Source organism: Janthinobacterium sp. UMAB-60 (genome assembly GCF_900095235.1).
In the GTDB taxonomy this organism is placed as follows: Bacteria; Pseudomonadota; Gammaproteobacteria; order Burkholderiales; family Burkholderiaceae_D; genus Janthinobacterium.
The window spans coordinates 144,975-157,796 of the sequence record NZ_LT607495.1 but is presented as its reverse complement, the minus strand read 5'-3'; the positions used below and the strand labels follow the sequence as shown (position 1 = coordinate 157,796).

Below are 12,822 nucleotides of genomic sequence, written 5' to 3'. Positions count from 1 at the left end.
CGGATGAGTGTTCAGCGGGCGGCGCAGCGGGCTAACGCAGCGCTGCGGGGCGGGGGCGTCAGTATATCAGTTCTGACATGCAATTCGACTTGTGGCCAGAGGCGGCAATCTGGGGTCAGACCCGCCGGGTCTGACCCCAGCACTTGCTTTGGGGTAAGAAAAACGAGTACAGCCAAGCGCAAGCGCTTACTTCTTGACGATCTTTTGCAAGGTTTGCTCGACGTAATCGCCGTCTTCATCGGCGAACGTCACCTTCACGGGATACCATTCCAGCGACGGCGCCAGCCACAGGTCCACTTGCTGGCCCTTCTTGTCCGGCGGCGGCGCCTTGACCAGGTGGATGGCGGCCACTTCGCCCAGGCCGGTGGCGACCTTGTCATCCTTGACGACCTTGAAGGTCCACGGCTCGGCGTCGTGGCGACCGGCAACGAAGAAGCTCCATTCCGAACCGGGCGTGAATTTCTCGGGCGTGGCGCGCGCCACGCTGACCAGTTGCCAGACGGTGCTGTTGCGGTCTTGCTCGCCGCCTTTCAGCGGATAGCTGTCATCGCCCTCGCTGAAGACGATGGTCTTGCTGTCGCGCTTGAACGTCGTGGTGGCGGCTTCCTTACGGAAACGTTTTTCCACGAATTGAGAAGGCGCCAGGCCGTAATCGTCCACCGTGCCTTCGCTGCGCTGTTCCAGGATCTTGCCGAACAGGGCCGCCTTGGTTTCGGCCAGCAGCGAATACTTGCCGTCGCCGGCGCGCCAGTTGCTGACCGATTCGCCGGACAGCGCAATGCCGCGCTGTTTGGCCTTGATCGAATAGACGAGGTCCGCCGATGGCGCCAGCTTGTAGGGGCGCTTGATGACGGGATGCTCCACGGGCGCGTCGGCCATGGCGGGAGTCAGGGTGGCGGCCAGCAAGCTGGCCAGCACAGCGCGTTTAAAAGTAGTCAAAGTCATCATTTATTTTCCTGTAGCGTCATTGACGCGAATTTGGGTCACGGTTTGCGTGGTCAAAGCCCCGCTCGCCTCGGTATTGCGTATTTGTACCGGGTACCATTGCATGGACGGCGCCAGCCAGATATCGAGCTGCGACGAATAGCTGCCGGGCTTCGGTGGCCGGCGCAGATGCCAGGTCACCAGACGGCCCATTTTGGTCTCGAGTTCTTCCTCGCCCACCAGCTGGAAGCGGAACACGGTCGCTTCCTTTTCCTCGCCGACGAGGATGTCGATATTGCCGGCCAGCTGGTTGACGTCGGCGCGGCCGATGGCGGCCAGCTGGAACGGCACGGTGGCCTTGTCCTGCGCCCCCTCCTGCCATGGAACCGTGGCCGTCGTGGCCGAAAACGTGATGGCCTTGGCGTCGCGGTTGAAATGCGTGGCCGTTTGCGCGCGGCCCTTGCGTTTTTCCGTGGCCGTGACGGGCACGATGCCGCTGCCATCGATCACCCCCTCGCTGGTCAGCACCAGCAGGTTGATGCGCGTGATCAGCATGCTCAAGCCCACTTCCAGTTTCAGCTGGTAGGTATCGCCTTTGTTCTCCCACGCCATGGCGGCCACGCCCTGCCACTTGGTACCGTCGGCATCGCGCCGGTCCACGTGCAAGTCGAACTGGGCCGAGGCAGGCACATTCGTCTTGTAGTGCCGTGCCTGCTCGACGGCCGGCGGCGGCGCGGCAGCTGGCGCTGGCGCGGCCGCCACGGCGGGCGCGGGCGCCGTGATGGCCGGGGCAGCCACTGCGGCCGGCTCGGACGTGGCAGGGCCTTCCGGCACATCGCTGGCGGGCGCCGTCCACTGGGGCGTTTCGCTCGATGCCAGTTCCGTCGGCGGCGGTGGTGGCGGCAAGCGGGGCTCGGGCAAGGGCCGCAGCTTGGGCGGCGGCGGTGGCGTCACCGGCACGGGCCTGGGCGGCTCGGCGATCAAGGCCATGCTGACCACCTGCGCATGATTCTGTCCCAGCGGCACCATGCGGGCATGCGAGGTGAGCCATTCCAACGCCACGTAATGCAGTGCGCCGATGACCGCGACAAAGATGACGGTACGGCGGCGCGGCGGCGAAAAGAAGGAGTCTGGCATCATAGGCCGTAGTGTAACGCTTCCGCCCCACTTCCCGCGTCTTGCCCGTGCTCAACTCCTGATGTTTTATGTAAGAAAATGTTGGCAGCGTTGCGTCAGTTGCAAGCTGATATCTGCTACGCTAGGGACATCCACCTACCAGGAGATTTCGCATGGCAAATCCGCAAATGCCCCACATACCGGGCGCAGCAGTTGTGACCGATACCCTCGACTTCGTCAAGAACCTGTGGGGCAGCATGAGCGTGCCCGGCATGGGCATGCCCGGCATCACGGCGCCCACCATGTCGGTGGAAGAGCTGGACAAGAAAATCAGCGACCTGAAAGCCGTCGAAGCATGGCTGAACCTCAATACCAGCATGCTGCGCGGCAGTATCCAGGCGCTGGAAGTACAGCGCGGCACCATCGCCACGCTGAAATCAATGGGTGCCTCACTGGCGGCGGCCATCACCCAGCCAGGCGCCAGCGAGAAAACCGTCTTTGAATCGGTGCCCTACGCTTCCGCGTTTTTCCAGCAGGCAGCACCTGCGGCGCCAGCGCCAAAACCGGCGCCCGCACCTGCACCCGCGCCCGCGCCGGAACCCGCTGCGGCGGCGCCCGACGATGCCGGCAACCAGGCAGCAGCCCAGTTGGCCAATCCGAGTGCTTGGTGGAATTTGTTACAAGATCAGTTCAAGCAGGCCGTGTCGACGGCAATGTCGCCCGACGCTGCCAGTGCGGCAGCGGCCAGCTTTGGCAGCGTAAGCAAAGCCAAGCCAGCGGCCAGCAAGCCGGCCAAACCTGCCGAGGCAGGCACGGCAGCCAAGGCCAAGGCCCCGCTGCGCAAGGCGCCGGCGAAACGCGCAGCGCCCAAGGCTAAAGCACCAGGCAAGGCCTAGCACTGCAAGCCAGCGATATGATCAGGCGATACGATGAATGCGGATCGCCTCGATCATGTTGTCGGCCTGGCGTTTTACGTCACCGATCGTGATCAGGCCTTCGTCGGCCAGCGCCTTGGCGTGCTCGTACGAAGACTGGAATGTTTCCAGCGTGTCTCCCTTGGCGGCGACCGGGCGTACCCAGGCAATACTGCCGACCTTCATTTTTTTGTACACTTCATTGACCACATCACGCATAGTTTCTTCCTTATTGTTGTAAAGCAACTCAAGCACGGGCGAACCCACGCTGGCCCCTAGTTTATCATCCGGCACGCTCGCGCACGGATTTTCCCCCTTTTTCCGGCGCCGGCGGCGTTTTTTCCGGCACATCGACGGCCTGTTCCGGCCCGGGCGGCGGCGTCAGTTGCACCAGTTGCTCCATCAATTGCGCAAAGCGCTGCTGTCCCGGTGCAATTTTGTCTACATACAACAACACTTCCATGGCTTCGGCCGCCAATTCCGCCTGGTAACCGCGCTGTTCCAGGAAAGACACGATGATTTGCGCGGAATTGAACAGGATGCGCAGGTTGTTCGGCAGTTTTTCGCGTGCCGCGCGCATCCAGGCGACCGCCTCGTTGAGCTTGTCCGTCTTCCACAGCAGCACGCCCTTGTTCATCAAATCCGACGCTTCCTTGCGCGCAGCGATGATCAGGCTGGTGCCTTCGTCGCCCATCTTGGCCTTGTCGAAGATCTTTTGCACCTCGTCCTGCACCACCTGGTTGTCGTGATTGTTCTTCACCACGTAGCACAGCAGGCCGGCCGGCGCATCCTTGACGCCGACGGCGAACAGCAGGGTCGCCAGTTCCATGCAGATACTTTTTTCGGGCCGCGCCGGGTCTTCCGCCAGCATGGCTTCGAGTTCGTCGCCGCACTTGCGCGCGCGTCGGTAATCGCCCGTTTCGTGGTGCACCATGCCTTCCGTGATCTTCGCGCGCAAACCGATCTGCTCGGGCGGGAATTCACGCTGCGCCAGCAACAGCCATTGCAGCGCCTCCTTGGCATCCTTCTTCAGTCCGCACACGCGCGCCAGGCCCAGATAGGCATCGGGCGTCTTCATCACGGAAAATTCACCGATGGAAATACATTTACGAAAAGCCTTTTCCGCCATGCTGACATTGCCAACTTTCAAGGCGGCCAGCCCCAGATTGCGCTGGCGCGGCACGGAATTGGGCGACAGGCGCGCCGCCTTTTCCAGCACGCCGCACGCTTCCTCGTGCTGACCCATCAGCTGGTAAGCGACGGCCATCTGATCATAGGCATCGATGTAATACTTGTTTTCGACGATCACGCCCTGGAAGATCTGCCGCGCCGCCTCGTGCTCGCCGTTATTCATGCGGATCTTGCCCAGGCCCGCCCTGGCCCAGCTGTAATCGCGCTCGGCCAGCACTTTTTCATACACGGCGCGGGCCTTTTCCGGCTCGCCGCTTTTCAGCAGCAACGATGCCTTCATGCGCAGCAATTCCAGCGCGTGCAGCTTGTTGAGCTCGATCTGCGCGTCGCACAATCTGGCCGCGCGCAAATAGTCCTTTTCCATGCAGGCCTGGTCGATTTCGCGGAACACCTGCTTCTTGTGCCACACGCGGTTCAGCCGCGTCAGCAGCACGCCTTCCGTGATGGGCTTGATCAGGTAGGCATCGGGCTGGTGCTCGGCCGCGCCCATCACCGATTCCACGCTTTTTTCGGCCGACACCATCAGCCACACGCTCGATGGCGCCGTCAGGTTGCGCACGCGCGTCTCTTCCAGCACTTGCTGGCCATTCTTGCCTTCGCCCAGGTTGTAATCGCACAGCACCACGTCGTAGCGCGTCTTGGCCAGCAGTTTCATGGCTTCGCCGCCGCTGGCCGCCTGGTCGATATGGCGCGCGCCCAGGTTGCGCAAGGATTCGCGCAGCAGGATGCGGATGCCGATGAAGTCGTCGACCAGCAGATAATGCTTGTCGGCCCAGTCGGTGCTGCCCGCTTCGGCGGCGGTGGCGTGGCTGTCTGTCGTCATGGCATCCTCGTTCAGGGCAGGCGCAGGATGAAACAACCGCCGCCCAGCGCGCCGCCATTTTCCAGGGCGATGCTGCCGCTGTTGCCCCGGTGCTTGTGCATTTTCGCCACTTCGCTGGAGAAATACAGGCCCAGTCCCGTGCTGTTGGTGGAAAAGTTCACGCCGGCCGCCATGCCATCCATGGCCGCGCTGCCCGCGTCGAGCAGCGCCTGCGAGTAGCCCTCGCCATTGTCTTCCACACGCAGCTCGAGCATATTGTCGTGCTCCTGCACCGACAGGCGGATCGTGTCCTTCGTGTAGCGGATGGCGTTGTTGATGGCATGCGCGAGCACGCCGATGACCAGGTCTTCATCGAGGGTCCAGATCAGCTCGGCCAGGCACGCCGTCTGCAGGCGGATGCCTTTCGAGGCCAGCAGGATCTTTTCCTGGTCCACCACCTGGTCGATGACCTGGCTCACCAGTTGCGGCTGCACGTCGAAGGGGTAGCCGGGCTTGCCCACTTCCTTGTACAGGGCCAGCAGCTGGATCAGGTTATCGTTGAGGCGCTTGGTCTGGTACAGCATCTGCGCCATCTGCAGGTAGGCGGGGTCGGCCTGGGGCGCGGGTTTGGCCTGCTCGGCCGCCAGCAGCGACTCCAAAGTGCCGCTGACGACGCTGATCGAATTTTTCATGTCGTGCACGGTCGACGCCAGGAACAGGAAAAGCTCGGGCGAGCTGTGTTGATTTTCCACCGGGTATCTCCTTGGGGACGCAGCTTGAATATTGCCAAGGATAAATTATACCGCCAGCCTGCGGACGCCAGCCAGGCACGCGCAAAGTCCGTGACCTGACGCAACAATGCCGCCCCCGCTGGCGCAAGGGCGGCATTGGCCTGACAAGCAGGCAAGATCAGCGGCGCGCACCCGCCAGGCGGCGCACCACCGCGATCATGCGGTCGATTTCCTCATACGTGTTGTAGAAGGCGAACGATGGCCGCACCGTCGCTTCCACGCCGAAGCGGCGCAAGATCGGCTGGGCGCAGTGGTGGCCCGAGCGCACGGCGATGCCCTCGTCGTTCAGGGCGCGCCCCACTTCCGCCGGCTCGTAGCCGGCCAGCACGAACGACGCCACGCTGGCCTTGTCCAGCGCCGTGCCGATCAGGCGCACGCCGGCAATCGTCTGCAGGTGGTGCGTGGCGTATTCCAGCAGCGCGTGCTCGTAGGCAGCGATGTTGTCCAGGCCGATGCGCTGCACATAATCGATGGCCGCACCCAGGCCCACGGCATCGGCGATATTGCCCGTGCCCGCCTCGAAACGGTTCGGCACGCCCTGGTAGACGGTGCGCTCGAACGTCACGTCGGCGATCATGTTGCCGCCGCCTTGCCATGGCGGCAATTGCTCCAGCAAGTCCGCCTTGCCATACACGGCGCCGATGCCCGTCGGGCCGAACACTTTATGCCCCGAAAGCACATAGAAATCCGCGCCGAGCGCCTGCACGTCCACGCGCAGGTGCGACACGGCTTGCGCGCCATCGACCAGCACGCGCACGCCGGCCGCATGCGCCAGCGCGATGATCTGCGCCACGGGCGTCACCGTCCCCAGCGCATTCGACACCTGCGTCACGGACACCAGTTTGGTGCGCCCGTTGAGCAGCTTTCGGAATGCATCGACGATGATCTGGCCGCTGTCGTCGACGGGAATCACGCGCAGTGTCGCGCCCTTTTCCGCCGCCAGCTGCTGCCACGGCACGATATTGGCATGGTGTTCAAGCTGCGAGACGATGATCTCGTCGCCGCTGGCTATGTATTTTCGGCCGAAGGTATTGGCGATCAGATTGATGCCTTCCGTGGCGCCGCGCACGAAGATGATTTCATTGGGCGAAGCGGCGCCCAGAAAGCTCGCCACCTTGGCGCGCGCGGCCTCGTACGCATCGCTGGCGCGCGCTGCCAATGCGTGGGCAGCGCGGTGGATGTTCGAATTCTCGTGTGCATAGAAATACGATATGCGGTCGATCACCGATTGCGGCTTGTGCGTGGTGGCCGCATTGTCGAACCACACCAAAGGCTTGCCGTTGACGCGCTCAAGCAACACGGGAAAATCGCGCCGCACGGCGTGCACGTCGAATGGCGCGGGGGTTTGGCCATGCCCTTGCTGCCGCGCAGGCAGCTCGGTCTGGAAATAGAACGCGGGCTGGCCACTGGCTGGCGATACGGGCAGCTGGCGCGCCGGCGAGCGCTGCGGCGTGGCAAACAGGCCTCGCAGGTCGTCAGGAGCGGCTTGCCCCAGTCCCTGCTGCGCCAGGCCATCGAGCTTGTCGTGCGATGCGGGATAGCCATGCGCGCCGCCGACAAAATAGTAGGGCGACGGCGCACCGAGGGCGGACAGCCGTGGCGTCGGCACGGAAGCCGGCGCCGGCGCAATCGGCGACTCCAGGGGCGCCGTCACGGGCGGCACTTGCGCCGTCGCCACGCCGGGGGCGATGGCGGCGAACGAAGGGCCGGGCTGCGGCGGCGGACGGTTCACGTAGCGGGGCACCGCATCGAGCACGCTGCCGGAACCGCCAAGGCTGGGCGACTTGTCCAAGCCCGGCAAACGGGCAAAGAATTCACCGGCCAGGCGGTTCAGGGTCGCTTCGTCGGGCAAAAGGGACGACGGCGACAGGGCCGCCGCGCCATCACTTGTAGGTGTCTGGGTAGTCATGGTATTTACCGATCTCCACGTCTTCCAGTACGGCCAGCGCATCGTCGGTCAGCACGGCCAGCGAGCAATACAGCGAAATCAGATAGGACGAAATCGCGTGGCGGTTGATGCCCATGAAGCGCACGGACAGCCCCGGGCTTTGTTCGCCCGCCAGGCCAGGCTGGAACAGGCCGATCACGCCTTGCCGCTGTTCGCCCGCGCGCAGCAAAATGATCTTCGTCTTGCCGTCTTCGATGGGCAGTTTGTCGGACGGCACCAGCGGCACGCCGCGCCACGTCAAAAACTGCGAACCAAACAGGCTGACGGTCGGTGGCGGCACGCCGCGGCGCGTGCATTCGCGGCCAAAGGCGGCAATCGCCAGCGGGTGCGCGAGGAAAAAGCCCGGTTCCTTCCACACTTTCGTCAGCAGTTCGTCGAGGTCGTCCGGCGTGGGCGCGCCCGTCAGGGTAAAGATGCGCTGGTCGTCGTGCACGCTGGCCAGCAGGCCGTAATCGGGGTTGTTGATCAGTTCGCTTTCCTGGCGCTCCTTGATCGTCTCGATGGTCAGGCGCAGCTGCTCCTTGATCTGGTCGTGCGGGCTGCTGTACAGGTCCGACACGCGCGTGTGCACGTCGAGCACTGTGCTGACGGCATTGAGAAAATACTCGCGCGGCTGGTCGTCGTAGTCGACGAAGGTTTGCGGCAGTTCCGACTCGTCGCGCTGCGAGCAGGCCACGCGCACGTCCTTCGGATTTTTCACGCGATTGAGGCGGTAGATACCCGCTTCCACGGGCAGCCATTGCAGCAGGTGCACCAGCCAGCGCGGCGTGATCGTGGATAACTGGGGGACGCTCTTGCTTGCATTGGCCAGCTGGCGCGCGGCGTTATCGCCCAGCGCGAACTGGCTCTCTGTTGCTTCTGCCATGACTACTCCTGATGAGAAAAGTGAATATGCTTATCTGAAAAACAAATAAAGTATCAAGCGTCTCCCCTGATCTCTCAACATGCTATCGCCATCATCGTGGCGTTTTCATCGACCTAATCCACCAGCTCCGGCTCGCAGCGGGCCATCAATCCCGCCAGGCCGACGCCCAGCGCGATGGCCAGCTTTTCCACCGTCAGCAGCGACGGCGTGGCGGCGCCCCGTTCGATTTCGCCGATGAACGAGCGGTTCAAGTCGGCCGCTTCGGCCAGCCGCTCCTGCGACCAGCCATGCCCTTCGCGCAACTGGCGCACGGCCAGTCCAAACTGTTTGATCAACATGCTGTCCTCATGGGTGATGGGCAAAAGCGGGGTGCGATGGCGCCGGCAAATCCGCTGCTTCCTGCTGGTTGTGTGCTTGCGTGACATGGCTGCCGGGCGCCACGCTGCGGGTCAGCCAGACATTGCCGCCGATGACGGAGCCCTGGCCGATGGTCACCCGTCCCAGGATCGTCGCGCCCGCGTAGATGACCACGTCGTCCTGCACGATGGGGTGGCGCGCCAGTCCCTTTTTCAGCACGCCGTCGGCGCCGGCGGGAAAGCGCTTGGCGCCCAGCGTGACGGCTTGATAAATGCGCACCCGTTCGCCGATGATGGCCGTCTCGCCGATCACCACGCCCGTGCCATGGTCGATGAAAAAGCCGCTGCCGATGATGGCGCCCGGGTGGATGTCGATACCCGTCTGCGAATGGGCCACTTCGGCGATGATGCGCGCCACCAGCGGCGCGCCCAGTGCATACAAGGTGTGCGCCAGGCGGTAATGGATGATGGCCAGGATGCCCGGATAGCACAGCAGCACTTCATCGACGCTGTGCGCGGCCGGGTCGCCATGGAAGGCGGCCGCCACGTCCGTATCGAGCTGGGCGCGGATGCGCGGCAGCGCGCGGGCGAAGCGCTGCACGATGGCCAGCGCCTGCTGTTCGATCGAGACCGTCTGCTGCAAGCCGTGCTGGCGCGCGTGGTAACTGAGTTCGCGCCGCACCTGTTCATGTAAGCCCGTGAGCGTCGTGTCGAGCGTGTGGCCGACAAAAAAATCCTCGCTCTCCTGCTGCAGATCGAGAGGCCCCAGGCGCATGGGGAACAGGGCCGCGCACAAGGCTTTGATGATATCGTGCAAGTGCTGGCGCGACGGGAATTCGCGCGCGCCGCACTCCTGGCTGCTGGCCAATCCTTCGCGCCACTGCGCGCGCACGGCGCGCAATTCATCGACGATCTGGCGCAGTTCCCATTGCGGCTGCGCGGCAAGGGGGGCGGGGGGAAGGGCTCGCTGGTTCATGGTGGTCCCGGGAAGAGATTTAATCTTGCAGCCAGGGCAGCGCATGCCAGCGCCAGCCGCCGCTGTGGCCACGCTGCTGCTGTTCGTCGAGGTCGCCCTCGAAGCCTTGCGCGATATTGAAGACGTGCGTGAAACCCGCCTTGGCGGCCGCTTCTGCGGCCAGGGCCGAGCGCTTGCCGCTGCGGCACAGCAACACCACGACGGCATCCTTGCCGCCCACCTTCGCTTCCAGTTCGCGCGTAAAGCGGGGATTGCGGTTCATGGCCGTGCCGGTGGCCCACGCCACGTGCAGCGAGGCGGGCACGTAGCCGACGAAAGTGCGTTCCTCGTTGGTGCGTACGTCGACCAGTACGGCTTTGCCAGCCTGCACCAGCTGCCATGCATCCTGCGCGCTGACGATGCCCGCATACGGCAAGCCCTGGGCCTGCGCCTGGGCGCGCGCGAGATGGAGTACTTCGTCAAACGCCGCCTCGCCATGCACGGCGCGGGGATCGAAAATCAGTTCTGCAGCAGCCATCGTTCCACCTCTTTATTCCGTCGTCAAAAACCAGCACGAGTCCACTGTAGCGAACTTATGTTGTTCGGAAAACAAATTAAAAAGAGTTTGGAAAGCTGAAAAACGTATATGGAGAAATCAAGGTGTGGAACGTCTGAAAATGCCCAGGGCTAGGCGGAGTGCCGAAGACAGTACGAATGTACGGCGAGGCACGACAACAACGCCATGGACTTTTTCAGGCGTTCCGGCGGCGCTCGCGCAATAAAAACCGGGCAGGATCAAGCGCCTCGGCCAGTTGGCGCTCCAGCGGCAACGGCTCCCCCTCCAGCTGGCAAGCCAGCAGCTCGGCCGCCAGCGGCGCCCAGATCAGGCCGCGCGAAGCGTAACCGAGCAAACCAAACAGGCCGGGCCAGCGCGGCACGTTGCGCAGGCGCTCGCAGCGGCCTGGCACGCCGGGATCGGGCAAGGCGCCCGCCAGCGGCAGGCGGTCCGCTGCCATGCAGCGAAAGCCCGTGCGCCCGGCCAGCGGCGCCTCAAACGGGGTCACGCCAAGGATGGCGGCGATCTTCGCGATATTGTCTTCCTGGTTCGATGGGCGCAGCTTGGCGTCCGTGTCCGCGTCGTAGCTGGCGCCCACGCAAACGACGCCCTGGTGCGCCGGCGTCATGTAGGCTTCGCGGCAGACGACGAACGGCAGCGATGGCAAGCTGCCTTCGGCCAGGTGCGTGACCTGGCCGCGCACGGCGTCCAGCGGCAGACCGGCCGCCTGCTCAAAATCGACTGCTCCCGTGCCCGTCGCCAGGATGACGGTGGGTGCCGCCGCGATCAGGGCACCGTCCGCATCGCGCACCAGCCATTCGCCATCGCCACGTTCCAGGCGCAGGGCGCTGCTGGAGAAGCGCCGCGTGAGCAAGGCGCCGCAGGCGTCCAGCATGGCCGCGCAGACGGAGGATGGACGCGCCCAGCCGCCCTGTGCGAACCACCAGGCGCCATCGGGCGCCGGCGCGCCCAGCATGGCGCTCGCTTCGGGCGCTTCCAGCCAGCGGGCGAATTCGCGCGGATACAGGCCGCTGGCGGCGATCTGCCGCTGCACCTGCGCATGCGCGCCATCGCGTGCCAGGTGCAGCACGCCGCTTTGCGCACCCTCGATGGCGGTACCGATGCCGCCCAGGTCTTTCCAGCGGTTCAGCGAGTACAGGTAGGCGGCGCGCACCAGGCGCGTGGGGATATTGTCATCCTTCGACATCAGCGGCATGAAGATGCCCGCCAGGTTGCCCGACGCCTCGCCGGCTGGCTGCGCGTGGCGTTCAATCAGGGTCACCTTCCAGCCGCGCGCGGCCAGCCGTTCGCAGGCGGCCGCGCCGGCCACGCCCGCGCCGATGACGATGGCGCGCCGCTCGGGTACGGTGACGGCCACGTGCTCTGCGCGCCGCGCATAGAACACGGCGCGCAAGCGGCTTTCGTCGAAGACAAAACCATTCTGTTGCAGCGCCGCGCGCTGTGCCTCGTCCAGGTGCACCGCATGCAGCTGGCCGCCATCGACCATCAGGCGCGCCAGCACCGCCATGGCGGCAGGCACCCAGGCCAGCAGCACTTCATCGACACGCGCCGACAATTGCGCCAGGCAGGCATCGGGTTCGCCGATCAGCACATCGAGCGTGACCAGGCCGTCGTGCGAGACCATGCGGTGCAGGCCCGGCACGCAAAGCGGCCACTGTGCACGCCACTGCTCGGGCAAGTGGCTGGCATCGACGGGACGCGGCGCCAGCGCGATGTAATGCAGGCGCCGTCCGCCATGCGCCGCACAGGCGGCGCGCAAACGGGCGCCGTCAAAATCCGTGTCGAGCAGGACCAGCGCGCGGCGCATCAATGCCCCGCGCGGCAAAAGCAGGTCGGCGCATGGTCGTTGACCATGCCGATACCCTGCATGTAAGCGTAGACGATGGTCGAGCCGACGAACTTGAAGCCCAGCTTGAGCAAGTCTTTCGACAATGTGTCGGACAAGGCCGTCTTGGCGGGGAATGCGCCCGGTTGCCAGCTATTGACGATGGGTTGGCCATCGACATACGCCCACAAAAAGCTGTCCAGGGTCTGGCCTTGCGCGCGTAGGCGCAAATAGGCTTGCGCATTCGTGATGGCGGCCGCCACCTTCAGGCGGTTGCGCACGATGCCGGGGTCCGCCAGCAGCTGCGCCACCTTGTCCGGGCCATACGCGGCGATCTTTTCCGCATCCCAGCCATCGAAAGCGGTGCGGTAGGTATCGCGCTTGTTCAGGATGGTTTCCCAGCTCAGGCCAGCCTGCGCGCCTTCCAGGTTCAGCATCTCGAACAGCCGGCGCTCGTCGTGGCAGGGAACGCCCCACTCCGTATCGTGGTAATCAAGGTAGCGGGGATTGGCCGGATTGGCCCAGGAGCAGCGGATGGTGGTCATGGTCGGATTCTTC

General features: G+C 64.3%; 13 protein-coding genes. 1 reads left to right on the top strand and 12 read right to left on the bottom strand.

The window, feature by feature from the left end; all coding sequences use genetic code 11:
- Window positions 1-186: 186 nt before the first annotated feature.
- Window positions 187-948 carry a DUF3108 domain-containing protein gene (locus tag K0F86_RS21345; protein ID WP_374197311.1) on the bottom strand — a complete coding sequence of 254 codons (762 nt, stop codon included), beginning with the start codon at window positions 946-948 and terminating at the stop codon, window positions 187-189.
- Window positions 949-2,064 carry a DUF3108 domain-containing protein gene (locus K0F86_RS21340; protein ID WP_257572287.1) on the bottom strand — a complete coding sequence of 372 codons (1,116 nt, stop codon included), beginning with the start codon at window positions 2,062-2,064 and terminating at the stop codon, window positions 949-951.
- Between the two features lie 149 nt (window positions 2,065-2,213).
- Between K0F86_RS21340 and K0F86_RS21335 the strand changes: the two genes are divergently transcribed.
- A complete protein-coding gene (locus K0F86_RS21335; RefSeq protein ID WP_219136190.1) occupies window positions 2,214-2,936 on the top strand; it encodes a PhaM family polyhydroxyalkanoate granule multifunctional regulatory protein in 723 nt (240 codons plus the stop codon).
- A 21-nt stretch (window positions 2,937-2,957) separates the two neighbouring features.
- On the opposite strand, the gene K0F86_RS21330 is transcribed toward K0F86_RS21335, so the two are convergent.
- From K0F86_RS21330 to K0F86_RS21285, 10 genes are all read right to left on the bottom strand, one after another.
- Window positions 2,958-3,173, bottom strand: a complete 216-nt coding sequence (locus K0F86_RS21330; protein WP_010394693.1) for a hypothetical protein — start codon at window positions 3,171-3,173, stop codon at window positions 2,958-2,960.
- A gap of 64 nt (window positions 3,174-3,237) precedes the next feature.
- Window positions 3,238-4,968, bottom strand: coding sequence for a tetratricopeptide repeat-containing response regulator (locus K0F86_RS21325; RefSeq protein ID WP_219136189.1), 1,731 nt, complete (start codon window positions 4,966-4,968; stop codon window positions 3,238-3,240).
- A gap of 11 nt (window positions 4,969-4,979) precedes the next feature.
- Window positions 4,980-5,699, bottom strand: a complete 720-nt coding sequence (locus tag K0F86_RS21320; RefSeq protein WP_219136188.1) for a sensor histidine kinase KdpD — start codon at window positions 5,697-5,699, stop codon at window positions 4,980-4,982.
- 157 nt (window positions 5,700-5,856) lie between these two features.
- Window positions 5,857-7,647, bottom strand: coding sequence for a family 2A encapsulin nanocompartment cargo protein cysteine desulfurase (locus tag K0F86_RS21315; RefSeq protein ID WP_219136187.1), 1,791 nt, complete (start codon window positions 7,645-7,647; stop codon window positions 5,857-5,859).
- On the bottom strand, window positions 7,622-8,551 hold the full coding sequence (locus K0F86_RS21310) for a family 2A encapsulin nanocompartment shell protein (RefSeq protein ID WP_034753448.1): 930 nt from the start codon (window positions 8,549-8,551) through the stop codon (window positions 7,622-7,624). Before K0F86_RS21310 ends, K0F86_RS21315 begins: the two co-directional genes overlap by 26 nt.
- Window positions 8,552-8,664: 113 nt before the next feature.
- Window positions 8,665-8,889: a helix-turn-helix domain-containing protein gene (locus tag K0F86_RS21305; protein WP_086147172.1), complete on the bottom strand. Its 225-nt coding sequence runs from the start codon at window positions 8,887-8,889 to the stop codon at window positions 8,665-8,667.
- 7 nt (window positions 8,890-8,896) lie between these two features.
- The gene (gene epsC / locus K0F86_RS21300; RefSeq protein WP_219136186.1) at window positions 8,897-9,883 is read right to left on the bottom strand and encodes a serine O-acetyltransferase EpsC; all 987 of its coding nucleotides are present in this window, start codon (window positions 9,881-9,883) and stop codon (window positions 8,897-8,899) included.
- A 19-nt stretch (window positions 9,884-9,902) separates the two neighbouring features.
- Window positions 9,903-10,400: a rhodanese-like domain-containing protein gene (locus K0F86_RS21295; RefSeq protein WP_219136185.1), complete on the bottom strand. Its 498-nt coding sequence runs from the start codon at window positions 10,398-10,400 to the stop codon at window positions 9,903-9,905.
- Window positions 10,401-10,614: 214 nt separating this feature from the next.
- On the bottom strand, window positions 10,615-12,246 hold the full coding sequence (mnmC, locus tag K0F86_RS21290; RefSeq protein WP_219136184.1) for an FAD-dependent 5-carboxymethylaminomethyl-2-thiouridine(34) oxidoreductase MnmC: 1,632 nt from the start codon (window positions 12,244-12,246) through the stop codon (window positions 10,615-10,617).
- Window positions 12,246-12,809, bottom strand: a complete 564-nt coding sequence (locus tag K0F86_RS21285; protein WP_219136183.1) for a DNA-3-methyladenine glycosylase I — start codon at window positions 12,807-12,809, stop codon at window positions 12,246-12,248. Before K0F86_RS21285 ends, mnmC begins: the two co-directional genes overlap by 1 nt.
- Window positions 12,810-12,822: the final 13 nt, after the last annotated feature.

Excerpts from the sequence above, each read along its gene's own strand:
- K0F86_RS21330 (WP_010394693.1), bottom strand. The coding sequence starts at position 3,173 with ATGCGTGATGTGGTCAATGAAGTGTACAAAAAAATGAAGGTCGGCAGT.
- K0F86_RS21340 (WP_257572287.1), bottom strand. The coding sequence starts at position 2,064 with ATGATGCCAGACTCCTTCTTTTCGCCGCCGCGCCGCCGTACCGTCATC.
- K0F86_RS21295 (WP_219136185.1), bottom strand. The coding sequence starts at position 10,400 with ATGGCTGCTGCAGAACTGATTTTCGATCCCCGCGCCGTGCATGGCGAG.
- K0F86_RS21305 (WP_086147172.1), bottom strand. The coding sequence starts at position 8,889 with ATGTTGATCAAACAGTTTGGACTGGCCGTGCGCCAGTTGCGCGAAGGG.
- K0F86_RS21315 (WP_219136187.1), bottom strand. The coding sequence starts at position 7,647 with ATGACTACCCAGACACCTACAAGTGATGGCGCGGCGGCCCTGTCGCCG.
- K0F86_RS21345 (WP_374197311.1), bottom strand. The coding sequence starts at position 948 with ATGATGACTTTGACTACTTTTAAACGCGCTGTGCTGGCCAGCTTGCTG.
- K0F86_RS21335 (WP_219136190.1), top strand. The coding sequence starts at position 2,214 with ATGGCAAATCCGCAAATGCCCCACATACCGGGCGCAGCAGTTGTGACC.
- epsC (WP_219136186.1), bottom strand. The coding sequence starts at position 9,883 with ATGAACCAGCGAGCCCTTCCCCCCGCCCCCCTTGCCGCGCAGCCGCAA.
- K0F86_RS21285 (WP_219136183.1), bottom strand. The coding sequence starts at position 12,809 with ATGACCACCATCCGCTGCTCCTGGGCCAATCCGGCCAATCCCCGCTAC.
- mnmC (WP_219136184.1), bottom strand. The coding sequence starts at position 12,246 with ATGCGCCGCGCGCTGGTCCTGCTCGACACGGATTTTGACGGCGCCCGT.
- K0F86_RS21325 (WP_219136189.1), bottom strand. The coding sequence starts at position 4,968 with ATGACGACAGACAGCCACGCCACCGCCGCCGAAGCGGGCAGCACCGAC.
- K0F86_RS21310 (WP_034753448.1), bottom strand. The coding sequence starts at position 8,551 with ATGGCAGAAGCAACAGAGAGCCAGTTCGCGCTGGGCGATAACGCCGCG.